Source organism: Vibrio sp. EJY3 (assembly GCF_000241385.1).
GTDB classification, from domain to species: domain Bacteria; phylum Pseudomonadota; class Gammaproteobacteria; order Enterobacterales; family Vibrionaceae; genus Vibrio; species Vibrio natriegens.
The window spans coordinates 1,141,579-1,157,268 of sequence record NC_016613.1 but is presented as its reverse complement, the minus strand read 5'-3'; the positions used below and the strand labels follow the sequence as shown (position 1 = coordinate 1,157,268).

Here is a 15,690-nt window from a genome sequence, read left to right as displayed (position 1 = left end):
TCTATAGCGAAGAAGGTTATGGGGCTAACTATTGGAGTCGAACAAAAAATGAGTTCGCTACTAACCCAACTCAAATAATGACAGCGCATGCCAGCGACGGTGATTGGAATCGCTACACGACTTATGAAGATGGAACGCACACATCAGAATGCAGGGCCTCAGAACCAAATTTATCCGAGATAAACTGCTCTAACCATAATTAGTGATAAGATATGTAAAATCAAAAAGATAAAACTATCATATTAAACCGATCTTACTCATATATTGTAAAGGAAATACGGATGTTAAAACCGCTAGGAATCGCCATTGTCGCCTCCACTCTTATGTTTTCAACTCTCACGACTGCCAGTGAGTCAGTTTTTGCGCAAGCCTCGAGAGGGAGTTTCAACGATGCAGCTATTACAAAGCTTTTTGAACAGCAACCATCGCTGAGTGCCTCTGTGACGTTTGCGGGTACGCCAAGCAATACTTTCCAACAATCGATCGACAACAGTGCCCTAGCGTTCAGTGCAGTTGAAAATAGCACTATTGACGGTCGTCTAGTACAAGCCACCGTGGAAGCATTTCAGCAATACCGCCTACTCAGTGTAAAGGCATTCATTGAGACGCCGATAGAAATGTGCGTACTGATGAACCAACAAGACGTTGCTAATGACAAGGCCATTTCTATGATAGCGTCCCACCCTGCCGCCCTGAAACAGATTAACACCTGGAAAACTGGTATCCAACCGAAGGAACTAGAAATCCCTGAGGGAACCGCAGCAGCAGCAAAACTAGTAGCAGACCGCGAACTACCGACTGGAACAGCAGCTATCGGTGCTTGTGTTCTCGATACCGTCTATACCAACCTAAAAGTGGTTGAGAAAGGTGTTCAGGATAACAAGAACAACAAAACCTCATTTCTACTAATGAAAGTTGAGCCTCGCGAACAAAAGATCAGCGAAGCTGAGGCACGAATAGAGCTCACTGCGGCGATTGAGATGGGCAAGAAGTTAGCTAAAGTTAGTCAGTAAGGTACGGGTACCTAGCCACTGACATTGTCAGTGAATTGAATTGTTCAAAAATCTAGCCAGACGTACTTTATTACGTCTGGTTTTTTTATTCCCTCATAATGAGAGCAAGTTACTTCATGAGTGCTTTCATTCATAGTGAAATTCACCACACTATTCCGCCTGATATTAACTCAGCATATATTTCATTTTTTCTTAGTGAACAAAATAACCATATCTATCACTGTTACTGTGAATAATAAAAGCCACCCCAAACCAAAATCATCACGTAAAAGAGATACAGGCGAGATAAGAAGTAGTATATTTGCCAAAGCTCCCATGTACCAAAGGTTATTTGTAAACGAATAAATGACTTTGCGGTGACTAAAAATGTGAAAAATTCCGACAAGAATCAAAGGTGGGTAGTAAACCCAAATCATAACTAGTACCCCTTGTCCCCAGTGTCCTATGAACGTTTTATTTGTTGAACCTATAAAAGTAAGAATGACAGTAACAACGGCTAAAGTTAATCCAATATTCATCTTCTTCATTGCTTAGTTTCACCACGTTGTTTGTGACTAACCCACTTCAAATTTAGCAAAGGAATTATGGAGTCACTGAGAGGTGATTCCGATAGGATTCCCCAATAAGTTTTTTAGGTCGCGTTGTGGGGACTTTGGAAATAAAAAAGACATGCTAGCTTGGGTGTTCTATTAACTTAAGTTAGGGGTTCACTATGAAGAAAGTCTTCTGGAAAATTGTTTTCTCATTAATGTCGTTAGGCAGCGTAGCCGCAGTTATTGCCCCAAATGCACCTAAGGTTTTTTACTGGCTTGGATGGCTCTATATTATCCTAATGCTAGGTGTTGGTGTTTTGACGTTCTATGCTGCGAGAATTATAGCTTGGTGCGATAAAAAGTTGGAAATCAATAAGGATGAGTAAATGCGGTGTAGCACTTGTCCTAAAGCAGTACGTAATGTACGGATCGTGCCTTACGTACTGAGAAGCTTATGTCCCATTCCATAGAGCATTTTTCTCTTTTTCGAATGCGATGAGTTGTGCTTTCAGTTCTTTATATTGATTCCATAACATTGACAGAACGGAAACGACATTGGCTGGTATTGATGTTTCTCCATCAAGAGCTGTTTGAACCGACGCTTTTAAACCTTTTTCACCTCTTGGGTTAGCAACGCCATAACCTAACATCGTTCCTCGAATATGCTGTCCTAAAGAAACTACACTGCGAGATAAGAAACGGCGACTACTCTCTAAAGAATGCATTGACTGTTGCTCTAATGATTTTGGTCGGCTGTATTTGATACCTATTTGAATTGCTGCGTTAGCAATAGCAAGAGCATCATTGTGATCAGTTTTATGGCCTTCCAAGTACCCTTTCACTTTTTTGGGGTTAATGATGCGAACTTGATGCCCATGTTTTTCAGCAAGTTGCCCCCAGTAATGGCAACCGCAGCAGCCTTCCATTGCAACAATAGAAGGCTTTGCCTTAGCAAGAAACTCTTTCATTTTCTGTCGGCTTAAGGGCTTATTGGAAAGCAATTCACCATGAACACTGATATGACAGGCTTGAAGAACATTTTTGGCTAAGTCGATAGCGATAACATTATTCGTCAACATATTGGAATCCTTGTCTTGGTCTCATTCTCCTAAGTCTAATTGGCAAAGGAGGGAGTGGATTCCATACATCATGCCAGTGACGCTCAACCTCACAAATCACAGTGAGGTGGTTTGACCTACTTTTCCTTATCTGTGTAGTGTCTGGTAAGTCGGAGGACTATCACCTTATGCTTTTAAACGCCGTTAATTCTCATACGCATTGAGCGCTTGCAGCAGCAAAGGTTTAACGACAGGGTAGATTTGATTTAAACGCAACTGGTAGAAATCAAACGCTTCTTTCCAAGACTCTTCGTTCTGCCAGTCAAGAGTGATTGCGGGTATCGAGATTTTTAGCTTATCTGGCACAAATTCAGCGCCCTCCGGCAATAGTGGCATCAATGATTCGCGCCTGTCAGACAGGTACTCAAACAAGTATTGTCCAAGTGCGTCATTTCTAAACTTCACAAAGACACCCACCTCATTGGGTTTAGATCGGTAAGTTGTTATCCAACTATTGTGCGCCCTTGGTGGTAACTCGAACCATAAGTGCCCCTGAGTCGAAGGGGTTGGTAACCTTACACTAGTGTCCTCAAGCTCAAGATAATCAAGCAATGCACTCCAATACTCATAGGATTGGCCAGAACCCTTGTTTGTGGCTGATTCATTTTGCTCATTGGTGGATTCCAGTTTCTCAGTAACTTCACTACTTACTTGATTAATCGAAATCACTCGGCGCTCAGTAATTTCAGTTTTGCGCATCACTTGAGGATTCACGAGCAGTTGTTCGCCTGGCATGTGGAAGATCTGCACCTCAACCATGGCAAAAGAAAACTCCATTGATGCATAGGTATTAAGAAAGTCCTTTATCTCAAAAGCCCCCTCTCGAATACCATCGCCTACTACCAATAATAAGAAGCGGCCTTTTGAGAGGTTTCGCTGGACCGTATCAATGAATGAGGCTTCTAATACTTCATGGCCATCCGCCTTAACCAACTCAAAAAGCGACAGACCACCATTAATTGCACAAACCTTAGTATCAAGTTCGTCGTAGCTCCAATTCATCAAGTCTTTAGCGTAATCGAGTATCTGTCCAATCACTTCTCTACGAGATTGAGGATTTCGATAGAGTTTGGTTTCCGCGATGACCAATCGGCCCGATGGCGTCATATAGATGCAGTCCACTCGACCCGACTTAGTGGCAAGCTCCATACACACTGGTACCGCACCGGTATAGTCCGCATCAATCTCATAAAAGGGTAATAGGTCAGCGTTAGCAAAGATAAGTTGCTGTAACCACTTCTCATCGTAGATACCTGTTGCATGCAACTCGACTCGTTGAAGCCTCTGAACGCTGCTTGCGGGGGATACGATGATTGGACCATTGCTCATGACAGAACTCCGTTGCTAACTAAAAACGATGAGGAAAACAAACCGTAAGATTAGCCCAACTCATTGCTTTACGGCGTTTACGAAGTATCATTTTCCTACTTTGACTTGCTTACTTCATTAATCAGCGAACAGTGCTGCACGATCAGCGCTAGCACGTCTTTGCCCCAAAACGAGTTGCAATCGATTGTTAGGAATTTCAACGAAGCATTATTTGGCTTAATTAAAGTAATGTAACCATAGTCGAAATGCAGTCAGATAATTCCTCCAAAAAAATAGCCAATTTCAGTAAGGCTCTACAATGTGTTCTTACCTGAAAACGGTCAGAACCTTCTGGAAGTAAAAGAAAAGCTGTTACATTTATCGGATGAGCTTGTTAAACTGGTGGAATATTAAATTTACTTCTTTCTCTCTGTATCATGGATAGATCAAACGTAGAACAGCAACAGCAAATAAGAATCAATGAGCCTGAAAAATCGGTAGGCTCTCTCCATCTGTTATTTGAATTGGATTGGGCAGTAGGGAGAGTAGTGGCAACACTACTCAACGTATGTTTGTTCATAACTCTAGTGGGAATGGCTCTGGCATCCTTATGGTTGGAGTTTAGCAATATTTTCGAACACCAAGAGGGCCTGTCTGACATATCAACTATCGAGACTGTGTTCGCCGTCTTAGCTCTAGTTCTTTTAAGGCGATATATCTTCTACACACGTCAAACTAGTGAGCGTTGGTGGAATATTCTATCCATACCTTTAATCTGGTATGGCAGATTTGTACTATTCTTCTGGCTGGCCGCCAGTGTTGTAGCTTTCTCTGATTTGCTAGAGGGTACTGAATATCTAGACTGGGCAATGCTTTATGGTGAGAACTATAGCCAGATGTTTGCGTTTGCTTGTATTCTTTTAAGCCTATACATAGCAGTGCCTAGCAAGAAGAAAAGGACAAAGGTTATTTATTCTCAAGCTCTAAATGGAGATGACAGTAGCGACAAGATCAATGCTACTTCGCAGGAGCAATCCCCAAAAACAACATCGGATATCTAGAATGCTACGTAAAAACACCTCTATCATTGCTCTTGGTCTTTTGCTAGTACCAGCAATTACCTCAGCCAAATCTCTTTCATTAACAGATAGTTGCACTGAGTTAATTAACATATACGCGTCCAAAAATGAAAAGCATCTGTTAGCTGCCCAAACTACTTCGTTATCCGAAAGTTTAAGGGCAGGTTACTGTTTGGGTGTGATAGAGCAGTACGCAAAAAGTGAGTATCAGTGTCGATCTGATTGGTTTAAGCGAGCGGAATTTATTGCGAAATACGCTCTTGAAGAAAACCCACCATCTGAAAAAAAGTTGTTAAGGTTGTCTTGTGAAATATGATGGATTGTCACCTCCTGACGCGATAAGAAAGTTGTTTTCTGTTGAACTGTCTGAGCACAAATCATTTAAAGATCTTGTTTACCCGCTTGTACGAAGTAAAGGTTTTCTTATCGTCAACAAAGAACAGATGGGGATTGGTTCAGAGAAAAACCATTTGCTCATAGCACGCGAAAGCCTAAATAAGTTTCACAATGCAGTGTTGCTGCAAGGTTTTTTTGCCGATAGCAAACGTGTTAAGGCTATCTTTACCGATAGTGGTAAGCGTATGGAGGCTGCCGAATTTTTAAACGTTATTTTAGCTGGTCGACAATCCATTATTGGTGTAGGTATCCAATCTGAAGCACTGGAGCAGTTTATTAACATAATGAAATCGAGTGTTTCGTTGTCGGAAAATCGCCTACCAAATCCATTCTATGAACTCCCACAATTATCGATAGGTAATATCACCAGTGTTATGCAAGCTCTGCTAGCTCAAAGTGCTGTATTGAGTGATGGCGAAACCATGATGCTATATTACTTAAATGGCGATCTTGAAAAGGCTTATGAAGCAGCATCTTCACTTCAAACTGAACATCCTGTTCTATCCAAGTATCAGTCACTGATAAGCCAGCAATACCTCGAAGCGAACGAGTTCGATAATTTATTGGACGATTTAATTAATTAGCTATTGCGAGTGCAGTGCACTCAATCATTCTGTTCTCAGTTCATCAAGGAGAACAAGAATGACATCGACAAAACAACTTATTGATACATTCCATTCTCATATTCCACTGTGCCAGGTTAAGCGTGCTTTCGAAATTGAAAGGTCACTTAAATCGGGGGTTTCTTATCTTAGTCTAGGAGGGAAGAAGATTCGCAGTTCCCCGACCTTTATTAGGTTCAGATTAGGAAGAGGGCTTCGATTTGTTTGGCAGGATAACTCTGATGGACTGCACCCTAAAGCGATAACAACTAGGCAAGGATTTGAGCGAACTATCAAGCAAATTCATAAGTCTAGTTTTAATTAAGGAAATCAGAATATGGCTAAAAAAATAACACCTGCTGACAATGCGTCAAATACCCCAAACGCAAATAAAGGCACTAAGGGAACCAACCGTCAGTACGATCAGAATCAGGGTAATCGCGGTAAGCAGATAAACCCTAATCAGCAAGGGAAGAAATAATATGCCAGATCCAAGTGAAATGTCTCAAGATGAGCTTGATATCTGGTCAGATATCAATAACCCAAATAACGATGCCGATATGGATGATTGGGCGGATGCTCATAACCCAAATAATGATGATTACTTGGGCGATGATGAATAACTAGAAAGCGGCCATAGTCAGTCTGACTGTGGCCGGATTTACTTATTTGCATGGAGGAGTTTTCCATATTTGAACTAATTTATCTTTTGTAAATTTAGTAAAGTTGCTAACACGCTCCTGTTCCAATTCTGAGTTATGAAACTTCAGAGCAGCGTGTGATCACCGAGCGATTCTGTCGTATATATCGGATTTACGACAGCTACTTCCCTATCCCAAGTAAGCATTAGTGATACTTACTCGATGATGGCCAAGTAGTTTGGAGATCGTTAGACGTACGTCACAATCACGTTGTTTCGCTTCTTCTTCGCTGATGTTAAGTTCACTCGCAATGTACTGATGATGCTTTTTCCCATGTGCCACATTGGACTGAACCGGGCACCGGACGCCCATAAGCTGATAGTACGTCTCACAAGCAAAGTGTTTACGTTCACCGTGGCTCAGGTAAGAGGTATCTGCTTGTTTGGTTTGTCGCCACGCGTCGCTCTGAAAAGCTTTAAATGACAAGTTGGAAGGGATAAGTGAATCCTGCCCAAGGGACTGCTGAAATGCCGCCACTCTCACCAGCAACCGGTACTTTTCTTCCGAATCCACAGGTAACGGCCTTGACTGACCACCTTTCGTGCCACGTAGCAACATCGGTGCCCGTCCTCTGTGTAGCTCTTCTAAAACCCTTGACGCATCTAAAAGCGCACCTTCCCTGAACCTGACACCAAAAGTACGCTGCAATTGCATCACAAAGCCGACTTCAGGGGTGACCTGTGGTAGCACTTTTTCATGAAGTCCCTCTTTGACTGAGCCATCTAAGGTGGCAATGCCAGATTTTGGAGTAAAACCCAAATCCCGTGTCGCATTCACTACACACGCTTCATCCCCTCTCGCTTGTGCCAGCGCTCGATTGACATGAGAAAGATAATCGCGGGCGGTTGCTGGAGATAACAATTCTTCGTCGGCATTGTTTTTCAGGAACTCGCCAAAGCTAACCACGTGCTGCTTTTCTATCTCGTTTAACCGTTTGACAGGCGTATGGGTTTTGATGAATGAGATAAAGTGCTTCAAAGCCGGCAACCTGGCTCTGTGAGTGTTAGTGACCATGCCGCCCTGATTTTCAAAACTGGCATTAATCAGCGCTTTAACCATGTCTCTCGACCCCAGATTAAAATTCGGTTTATTAAAGTCTCTTGGGGCCTTCGCCAGATGACCAACGTAATTTCTTTTTCTCATGACTTACTCCTGTTTCGGGAAGGAAGTAAGGCAAAGAACACAACGAACAATTGCGTTCAGTCACTATTTAGGAGCAACATGAGCGCATGCTTCATCGAACAGATTGAGGATATCGTCTAAGATGAATTTTGATTAATAACGGTCGATATTACGTTGGATTTCAGCTTCCTCCGTTTCATACAGAAATGGTTGGGACAGAGACTGGAAATAATCCTCAAGCGGCGCCCTAAGACCGAGATATTGCTGATCTAAACTCGCTTCATTTTGACACCCGATATCAAATGCCGTATCAGTGTGCGACGTATACAGACAATCAAATTGGTCGGTATTATTGCTCCATCGATAGACTTTGGAAGCGGAACCAATCGAAGCTGAGACTTGTCGAATTGATCCCTGGTCTGATCTTTCTGCGTGCGTGGAGGTTGATGCGCTGATTCGCGGTAAAAAAGCGCAGAGATTGAATACTGTCGTACTCAACTTCACGGCCATATTCAAACCAGGCATAGGTGGTTGAAACATCATCCCTGATGGTCAGGGCGGCGGCACATTCACTGTGCAGAACCAGTCCCCCGTTTGCACTGTAGCCTATCTGGGTGCCATGCCCGCTGTCGACCCGGAATACCGCCGACGTTCCGGTACTGCCATCAATGTAGTGGTTATCCGCATTGAAGCATAAATAATCGCTATTTAAGACCTCCACTTTACAACCAAACAGTATTAACACTATCAGGCCCAGATAGACGCTGCGATTTAAAGTTACACCTTGTCCCATTTGCTATCCTTATCGACACGTTGGTCGCGCTCATCGTTTGTCGAGTAGCCTCTTTTCCAGGCAGAAAACACGAGGCTTCTCTTATCGCCCACGTCTTTAACCTGAAAGAATTGGGTTGATCAGCAGGTAGAACACCAGTATTCCCAAAATGATGCCTTTACAGAGCGTGGCCAAAATCACATCAAGCGTCTCGTTAAAAAAGCAGTGCCACCATGGTGCTCGGTTAAGTAGCGCATCGAGTTTTCTTTCCTGTGATTCTATACGTTGACCTATAGCCTTGTTTTGCTCGTTAATGAGTTTCTTCACTTCAGCTTTCTCTTCTTCTGTCATGTGAACTCCCTTTCTTTCGTGTTTAACCTTCGTTCATGTCCGCCCGAACACCCTGCTAATGCGCACTGCAATCTTTTTTGTATTGCTGGAAATTGGTTTGGATTAAATGAAGTTCATCCTCACCGGCCATCGTTTGTTTCATCGACTTTTCAATCCGCTCTTCATAACCCCGGCAGCGAGCCTGAAAGGTTGGTTCAGATATGTGGTTCGCTAACAGGAAAATTACCGTAAGTATCGTGAGTATCGTAATCGCCATTATTTCGATGCCGGGTTTGATTGGTTGCACTTCTACCTCTTTTCTGTCCGTAGTCATATTCTGTCTCTCTTGTTAAAAACCGAACGGCTTAAACCAGCCAGCGTTTGTTTCGTTTCGGTTGCTTCTGTTCAAACCTAAAACCGCCAATATGGAATAAAACAATGACGACGTAAGAGACCACCGCACTCAGCCAGGCTTGTGTGGCTGCCCCGAGGTATTCACCGCACGCCACAACGGCAAACGCCAACGTCACCGACACACCCTGTAAGTAGTACCAGTTAAACGTTGGCGGGCGGGAAAACAGCACCCGCCACTCTTCCAGCAAAATGGTTAAGACCAGGAACAATCCAACCCAAACGAAAAAGGTATCGTAGGCCCGGGCAGCGGCCCAATAACCCGGAAAATCTGGACGATGAAGCCCCTTTAACAGAGATTGGTTGAGTTCGACTAAGAGTGTCAGTTGCCCATAAACAAACGTTGCGATGACAAATACACTGATGCCAGTCAGCACAAGCCGACTGCAAGTCAGTTGCCGGAGAGTTCGCCAAAATGACAGCTTAAAACTGGGCACAATGATGAAAAGCGAAATCAGCACCGTCAGCACGCCACTGAGTGAGATGGCCAACCATTCCGACACGCTGCCCACGGTAAGAAAACAATAGAGAGTCAACCCTATACGGAGTACCAAAAGCATGATGCCCTCCTGTTTTTTAAGACGCTAACGAGTGCGAGGGAGAACGGCCCACGCACTCGAGTTCAGAAACTATTCAGGCATTCATGCCTGTGGGGCCGCAGGGTCTTTAAGGTGAAGATGAGGGCCACCCTTTGTACGGTTTCGATAGACGTACGCAATGTCTAAAGCAGCGGTAATTTCTGGCAGGAAGAAAAGCAGGTAGTTAGCCCCTTCTGGCGCATTCGAAGTACTCAAAGCAGTCAGTGAATAACACATCATCACTAACATCATGATACTCATCGGCAGCGGCGGTATCGCCAACGAGGAATACGTGTCTTTATTGTGTTCGTCAAAGACTTCACCGATAGCGTTTGTCCTGCCCATTCCAAGACAACGGAACAGTGTTATCGCTCTTAACGGCATATAGACACCCGTCAGCAAAATCACAGCACCGACTGTGAACAGTAACTGTTCGAGCAGAGGCATGGGTTGTTCTACAGCTGAAATATCAGCCACGCTGTTTAACTCTCCCATTGAAAGATAACTACTCACGGCGCACACAATGACAACGCCCCAACGCAGCGATGAGGATTGATTTTTCCACATTTTGGTCTGATAAAAACGTTTGGGCGCAAGCAAAAAACCGGCGAGATAAAAGCCGAGGAACGGCAGAGTACCAACCAAAATCCCAAACGCCAGCCATCCCCACTGGCCAGAAGCAGAAACCAGGTATGTACTTAGGGTTAACAGGCAAGCGCCTGAAACAAACAAGAGCAATACCAGCCCCAGACGTTTCATTAAATTAAAGAAGTTGATGGTACGTGATATAAACATGGTCATAGCAATATCCTTATATGAATTACTCACTAACCATTAAATCAGACTTGCCTTCTCCCACAAGTTAATACAAAACTATATCTTTCAGTTATTTATAAAACATTAAGAACACTGTTTAATGATAAAAATGACACACCAGGAAAAACCAGCCGATAATAGTGTCATTGCGACAACTATCGCTGTGTTGTCCAAGTTGAAGAGAGTCCTTATCCACTCAACATCCCAAACCCATCATTTGGGTCTGGGAACACGCCCGGTTAACTGCGCCGTTTCGAAAAACAATTTTAAAATGGCGTACTTCTCTGCCCTCACTTGCGCGGTTTCACAGCGAGTACGCTGCCAATATCCAATGATTTGACGCTTGCCGACTTTCTGTAGTCGTTCGCCGAGATACGGCTCATGTATAAAGATGTCATCGAGTATCGCAATCAAGCGCTTAATTTGTTTGCGCCTAAACGGGATCCCTCGTTTGTGATAAGGCGCCATTACAGTCAAAATTTGCTTTTTAGTGTCGCGGTTCATGGTCACCCCAAAGAATTTGACTAAAAACTCGCCTGCTCTTTTGGGCACTGTCTGACTCTTTTCTTTTTGTTACCATCATAATTCCTATATTCACACTACATGACGATCACGTCCGTCAACGAAGTAGTGCAAAGCGCGGAATTGAGACAAAGTGTTAATGTTTATTTTTAATTAAACTTGTAACCAATTGAAATAAAGTCACAAAGTCATTGATTAATAGATTGGTACATAGCAATTGCGCAGCACACAGGCTGTTTCGATAAATGATGACGTCGTGGGAGTCAAGGTGTTCCCTCTTCCAGAGGTCAACATGGGCTTATTGCATCCTCACCTTCACTTATAGAACGCTTTCCACCTTTTGTGGATCAGTTGGGCGTGTTGCATCCTCGTTCTGACTGGTGGCGCAGTCGACAGCTGCATTTGGGCTTATTGCATCCTCCACCAGGGGGCTATGTGTTTTTTTGTGCGTAGTGACGTTATGTATTGAGTGGGCATTGGGATAACAGCGCCGGACTAATGTCGCCTGCCATCGTTCTCAATCACCGAATAACGCCTGAACTTCCATTCACTTCTTTAGATTTTGTTCCGCACCCCTTACCAGTCCTGGATTGGGTTAAAGTTTGCGGCTTCGTCTAATTTCTTAACTTAAATTAGACGAAGCGGTGATGCACCTTTGTGCATCGGTTAATCGCTGTTTCCTCTTTCTCGAACTAGGGTTCTCGGAAAGCCCCTCTAATAGAGCCCAACCAAGAAGTAGGAACATCGAGCATTGAGGTAAGCGATAATTGTATTTTCATGTGAGTTATCCTTTATATGCAGTTATGCGACAGAACATAAACGCCATTGCGTTTGCATCTGGGGTAAGACAACGATGAGCAGAATTGGAATATGTTGAACCAAGAAAAATGAGCGACAACGAGAGGGTTGAATATAGGCTCAGAGGGGACGGTAGCCTAAGAATAGACGCTAATACAGACGTAATCGGCGTAGAAGCCTTATATAAAAATCGGTGGGTCTAACTCTAGAAATTAAACCCACCGATACTGATGTGAGTTGCTCGTGTTTACATTGAGTACCTGTACCAATGAGAAAGGAGCAAACTCTATTTCATACTCCTTATTGACCATTAGGACGGAAAAACGCCTCGTCTTGAGGCATAAATTGTTACGCCTAACTATTTTCATCGAAATCCTGTTGTGGTTTTTATTTGAACTGTCTGCGCTTGTGGGCGGTTGCGAATGACGGATAAACGTACTTAGATTGAACGTATTTCGTATAGACACTTTAGCCGTCTATATTTCTATCTCCGGTTTTTAACGTTTTTCATTACCTGCCTGAAGGCTTTTTAGTCCTGCAATTAACATTCTTTGGTAATCACGAAAGGCGACACTCAATAGCGTTGTCCATTCAACATAGGGAGATTTTGAACAAGTTTAAAGAGGTAAATATGTGAGAGGCGAACCAAAAAGTCGGTTGGTAGAGTCGCTTAGTGATCACAAGCTAGCAATATTCCCTCGCTAACGCGCTTCTGGATAAATGTGTCAGTGGATTACAAAATCAAAGGTGAAAGTATCAGTTCATAAATTGATGATTCAGATGAATTTGTGCTTTGTCGCAAACAATATTCAACAATATGCTTATATAATTAAAAGCTGTTATCGCTATCCGAGTAAGTGTATGCATAGTTTCAAAGAGTTAAAGCAACGCCAAAGGGCTGAACGGGATAGTTACCCTCAAAATCTTAGCCTTCGAATTCATCGCGCACTAAGTTGGCTGAATAAATCTGAACTTTGCGACGATGATGACTCTCAATTCATCTTCCTGTGGATCGCCTTCAACTCAGCCTATGCACAAGAGTTTGAACAAAGACAACAATTTGGCGAGCAAGGGCTCTATGGGAAGTTTTTGGAAAAGCTAATCACTTGTGATCAGCGTGAACAATTACACAATTTAGTGTGGGATGAGTACTCCAACACTATTCGTGTGATCTTAGACAATGAGTTTATTCTGCAGGCATATTGGGACTTTCATGCTGGTAGAATTACAGAAGAAAGCTGGAAAAACGAGCGTAGTAAAGCTAAAGCTGCAGCTAACAAAGCGCTAAGCCAAAACGATACTGCAAAGGTTCTATCTATATTGTTTTCTCGCCTTTACACCCTGCGTAACCAGCTTATCCACGGCGGCGCGACTTATTTGAGCTCGGCAAATAGACAGCAGCTCAGAGACTGCTCCGGTATTCTAGAAAAACTGGTACCCAGTATTATTGAAATCATGATGGACTCCGCAGACAAAGTTTGGGGCGAAGCTGTTTATCCGCTTATCAACCAGAAATAGCTCAACGACAAACTAATGGACTGCCACCGCTCTCCTAGGCAAATGGCGTCCATTCATAACTAAAACAATAATCGAGAACAATTACTATCTATGGTCTCATGCGAGCCTTTGGACTTAGCCACCAGCGCTTTTTGAGAAAACTATCCAGCTTGGGCACGTACATGCCTGTAGCGCGGGGATGCCATGATGGGTCTTCTTCCTGTCTTTCTTTCAACCAATTTAGTAAAACAATGACTTCTTCATCAGACAATTCAGCGTTATTCCAAGCACTTTCCGCATCTAATATATCCAACCGTCTGTGTTCTGGATAAGTTGAATAGAAAAGTAAAAACTCCTCATTCATAACGGGCTTTGCTTGTATAACATTGACCAAGCCTGGTTGGTCATTTGAGTCTTTTCCCATGATCTTCTCCTTCAAGATTTAAAATTCATGTTTCATCACATCGCGCCATTTGCGTCGATGGACTCTTGTAATAAGTAGATACGGATAGTTTTTAAAATCTGTTGCAACACAAAAAAAGACGATCATCATACCGGACCCATTGCACTGGGTTGTATATCTGTTTATGTCTAACAATAAGCACTAGCTCTGTTCAGGCTACCTCACAAGCTCTAACGATCTGTATTTTCGTCAAGCTCCCAAACGCTATTTCTGCGAGCAATCTCCACGGACCAAATTCTTTTTTTGTCGCCTTCTCGTTTTGACGATATACCTGTCCGCAGTCCGAAACTGAACCAAAAAAGACATAAAATGGCTAAGAAAAATTTACTTACTGCTTTGGAAATTGAAAAGGCAAAGTGCCCGGAAAATAAGGCTCAGCAAACACGTAATGATGGTGCAGGTCTCCAACTCGTTGTTTATCAATCAGGAAAGAAAGTATGGCGAATGAGACTTAAAGCTTTGAATAAAAAAGAAGTTCTTTTAACACTTGGGTCTGTCGAATACGTCAGTTTGAAAGAAGCTCGAGAACTGCGTGAGACATTGCTTTCAGCAAGGATCCAGGGAAAAGAACCGAAGCATGTTTTGAACAAATTACGTCGAAATAGCAAGTTAACAGTAGCTGAATTAATGTTAGCGTTCTTGGAAGAGAAACGAAACACCTGGGATGAAAGTACGTACCAAAGGGAGTTTAATCGCGCCAAAAAATACCTTATTGACTCTCCATTGGGTTCTATTCACGCAGATGCGTTAACAGTAGAGCATATCTATGACTTTGCGCGAAATATGGACAAGCAGGGTTATAAAAGTCAGCACAAGAAAGTTACCTCTTTGCTAAAACGCGCTTACGAACTTGGGAGTATAAAATATGAGTTGGACACAATTGACGTGAGTAAAATCAGTCAATTTCTTACTAAACGTAAATCTAAGCCACATGCTTGTATAGAAATAGACGACCTGCCTGCTGTCAACGCACTTATTACTGAGTCAGGATGTTCATTACAAGTCAAATTGCTCTGGGATTACTTGTTTTTAACGTCGCAGCGTGTTCAAGAAGCGACACAAAACATCTGGGACAACGTCAACTTTGACGATATGACTATCACAATCCCAGCTTCGCTTTCAAAAAATGGGCTTGAGAACATTATCCCTATCTCGCAACAAACCCACCGCGTTTTGATGCTAGCTAAAGTGGTCTCGAGTGGAAGTCCTTATATTTTTCCTTCTCCTCGTTTGACTCTAAATCAACCAATCAGTAAAGACACACTAGGAAACTTGCTTAGAAAACATGGACTTAAAGGAAAAATGACCACACATGGAATTCGTTCTATCTTTAGTAGCGAAATGCACGAAGAGCTCGACATCACTGAATCATTGATCATTGAAATGATACTGTCTCACACAGATAAAGACCGCGTTCGAGAAATCTACAATCGCAGTAAGTTTATAAGCAAGCGTCGCACTGTCCTCGAGCGTTGGGGAAACATGTACGAAGAAATCACTAAGGATTGTAGTTGCACTGACGCTGTTGAAAATGAACTTATACGCCTAAAACTTTTACCAGCATCAGAAAAGTAGCTTAACTTCCTGAACCTCAAATCTTTTACAAAGAGCTAGCATGAGCTTTTGTGTTT

General features: G+C 42.9%; 18 protein-coding genes and 1 pseudogene. 8 read left to right on the top strand and 11 right to left on the bottom strand.

Annotated elements, in window-relative coordinates; genetic code table 11:
* Positions 1-281 precede the first annotated feature (281 nt).
* Positions 282-1,013, top strand: coding sequence for a prephenate dehydratase domain-containing protein (locus VEJY3_RS05300; RefSeq protein WP_014231401.1), 732 nt, complete (start codon positions 282-284; stop codon positions 1,011-1,013).
* A gap of 182 nt (positions 1,014-1,195) precedes the next feature.
* Here the strand turns inward: VEJY3_RS05300 and VEJY3_RS05295 are convergent, their stop codons facing one another.
* The gene (locus VEJY3_RS05295) at positions 1,196-1,540 is read right to left on the bottom strand and encodes a hypothetical protein (RefSeq protein WP_014231400.1); all 345 of its coding nucleotides are present in this window, start codon (positions 1,538-1,540) and stop codon (positions 1,196-1,198) included.
* 185 nt (positions 1,541-1,725) lie between these two features.
* Here VEJY3_RS05295 and VEJY3_RS05290 point away from each other — a divergent pair, with 185 nt between their 5' ends.
* Entirely contained in the window at positions 1,726-1,932 is a 207-nt protein-coding gene (locus VEJY3_RS05290) for a hypothetical protein (RefSeq protein WP_014231399.1), read from the top strand.
* Between the two features lie 81 nt (positions 1,933-2,013).
* Here VEJY3_RS05290 and VEJY3_RS05285 read toward each other — a convergent pair.
* Together VEJY3_RS05285 and VEJY3_RS05280 are read right to left on the bottom strand one after the other, a co-directional pair.
* Positions 2,014-2,625, bottom strand: a pseudogene (locus VEJY3_RS05285) (transposase); the annotation flags it as partial.
* Positions 2,626-2,808: 183 nt separating this feature from the next.
* Positions 2,809-3,993, bottom strand: coding sequence for a hypothetical protein (locus VEJY3_RS05280; protein WP_014231397.1), 1,185 nt, complete (start codon positions 3,991-3,993; stop codon positions 2,809-2,811).
* A 527-nt stretch (positions 3,994-4,520) separates the two neighbouring features.
* Here VEJY3_RS05280 and VEJY3_RS05275 point away from each other — a divergent pair.
* The 4 genes from VEJY3_RS05275 to VEJY3_RS25775 all read left to right on the top strand — a co-directional run bounded on the left by VEJY3_RS05275 (position 4,521) and on the right by VEJY3_RS25775 (position 6,672).
* The gene (locus VEJY3_RS05275) at positions 4,521-5,033 is read left to right on the top strand and encodes a hypothetical protein (RefSeq protein WP_229611124.1); all 513 of its coding nucleotides are present in this window, start codon (positions 4,521-4,523) and stop codon (positions 5,031-5,033) included.
* A 323-nt stretch (positions 5,034-5,356) separates the two neighbouring features.
* Positions 5,357-6,031 carry a hypothetical protein gene (locus VEJY3_RS05265; protein WP_014231394.1) on the top strand — a complete coding sequence of 225 codons (675 nt, stop codon included), beginning with the start codon at positions 5,357-5,359 and terminating at the stop codon, positions 6,029-6,031.
* 355 nt (positions 6,032-6,386) lie between these two features.
* Positions 6,387-6,530, top strand: coding sequence for a hypothetical protein (locus VEJY3_RS25780; RefSeq protein WP_014231392.1), 144 nt, complete (start codon positions 6,387-6,389; stop codon positions 6,528-6,530).
* Position 6,531: 1 nt separating this feature from the next.
* On the top strand, positions 6,532-6,672 hold the full coding sequence (locus VEJY3_RS25775; protein WP_014231391.1) for a hypothetical protein: 141 nt from the start codon (positions 6,532-6,534) through the stop codon (positions 6,670-6,672).
* 207 nt (positions 6,673-6,879) lie between these two features.
* Here the strand turns inward: VEJY3_RS25775 and VEJY3_RS05255 are convergent, their stop codons facing one another.
* The 7 genes from VEJY3_RS05255 to VEJY3_RS05225 all read right to left on the bottom strand — a co-directional run bounded on the left by VEJY3_RS05255 (position 6,880) and on the right by VEJY3_RS05225 (position 11,331).
* On the bottom strand, positions 6,880-7,893 hold the full coding sequence (locus VEJY3_RS05255) for an integrase domain-containing protein (RefSeq protein WP_014231390.1): 1,014 nt from the start codon (positions 7,891-7,893) through the stop codon (positions 6,880-6,882).
* 328 nt (positions 7,894-8,221) lie between these two features.
* Positions 8,222-8,665 carry a hypothetical protein gene (locus VEJY3_RS05250; RefSeq protein WP_014231389.1) on the bottom strand — a complete coding sequence of 148 codons (444 nt, stop codon included), beginning with the start codon at positions 8,663-8,665 and terminating at the stop codon, positions 8,222-8,224.
* A 96-nt stretch (positions 8,666-8,761) separates the two neighbouring features.
* The gene (locus VEJY3_RS05245) at positions 8,762-8,995 is read right to left on the bottom strand and encodes a hypothetical protein (protein ID WP_014231388.1); all 234 of its coding nucleotides are present in this window, start codon (positions 8,993-8,995) and stop codon (positions 8,762-8,764) included.
* 55 nt (positions 8,996-9,050) lie between these two features.
* Positions 9,051-9,308, bottom strand: a complete 258-nt coding sequence (locus tag VEJY3_RS05240) for a hypothetical protein (RefSeq protein WP_014231387.1) — start codon at positions 9,306-9,308, stop codon at positions 9,051-9,053.
* 31 nt (positions 9,309-9,339) lie between these two features.
* Positions 9,340-9,945, bottom strand: a complete 606-nt coding sequence (locus VEJY3_RS05235) for a hypothetical protein (RefSeq protein WP_014231386.1) — start codon at positions 9,943-9,945, stop codon at positions 9,340-9,342.
* Between the two features lie 81 nt (positions 9,946-10,026).
* A complete protein-coding gene (locus VEJY3_RS05230) occupies positions 10,027-10,764 on the bottom strand; it encodes a hypothetical protein (protein ID WP_014231385.1) in 738 nt (245 codons plus the stop codon).
* A 228-nt stretch (positions 10,765-10,992) separates the two neighbouring features.
* Positions 10,993-11,331, bottom strand: coding sequence for a hypothetical protein (locus VEJY3_RS05225; protein ID WP_014231384.1), 339 nt, complete (start codon positions 11,329-11,331; stop codon positions 10,993-10,995).
* 1,629 nt (positions 11,332-12,960) lie between these two features.
* Between VEJY3_RS05225 and VEJY3_RS05220 the strand changes: the two genes are divergently transcribed.
* On the top strand, positions 12,961-13,617 hold the full coding sequence (locus VEJY3_RS05220) for a HEPN domain-containing protein (protein WP_041170310.1): 657 nt from the start codon (positions 12,961-12,963) through the stop codon (positions 13,615-13,617).
* Between the two features lie 88 nt (positions 13,618-13,705).
* On the opposite strand, the gene VEJY3_RS05215 is transcribed toward VEJY3_RS05220, so the two are convergent.
* A complete protein-coding gene (locus VEJY3_RS05215; RefSeq protein WP_014231382.1) occupies positions 13,706-14,020 on the bottom strand; it encodes a hypothetical protein in 315 nt (104 codons plus the stop codon).
* Positions 14,021-14,368: 348 nt separating this feature from the next.
* On the opposite strand from VEJY3_RS05215, the gene VEJY3_RS05210 reads away from it, so the two are divergent.
* The gene (locus VEJY3_RS05210) at positions 14,369-15,634 is read left to right on the top strand and encodes a site-specific integrase (RefSeq protein ID WP_014231381.1); all 1,266 of its coding nucleotides are present in this window, start codon (positions 14,369-14,371) and stop codon (positions 15,632-15,634) included.
* The last annotated feature ends 56 nt before the right edge of the window (positions 15,635-15,690 follow it).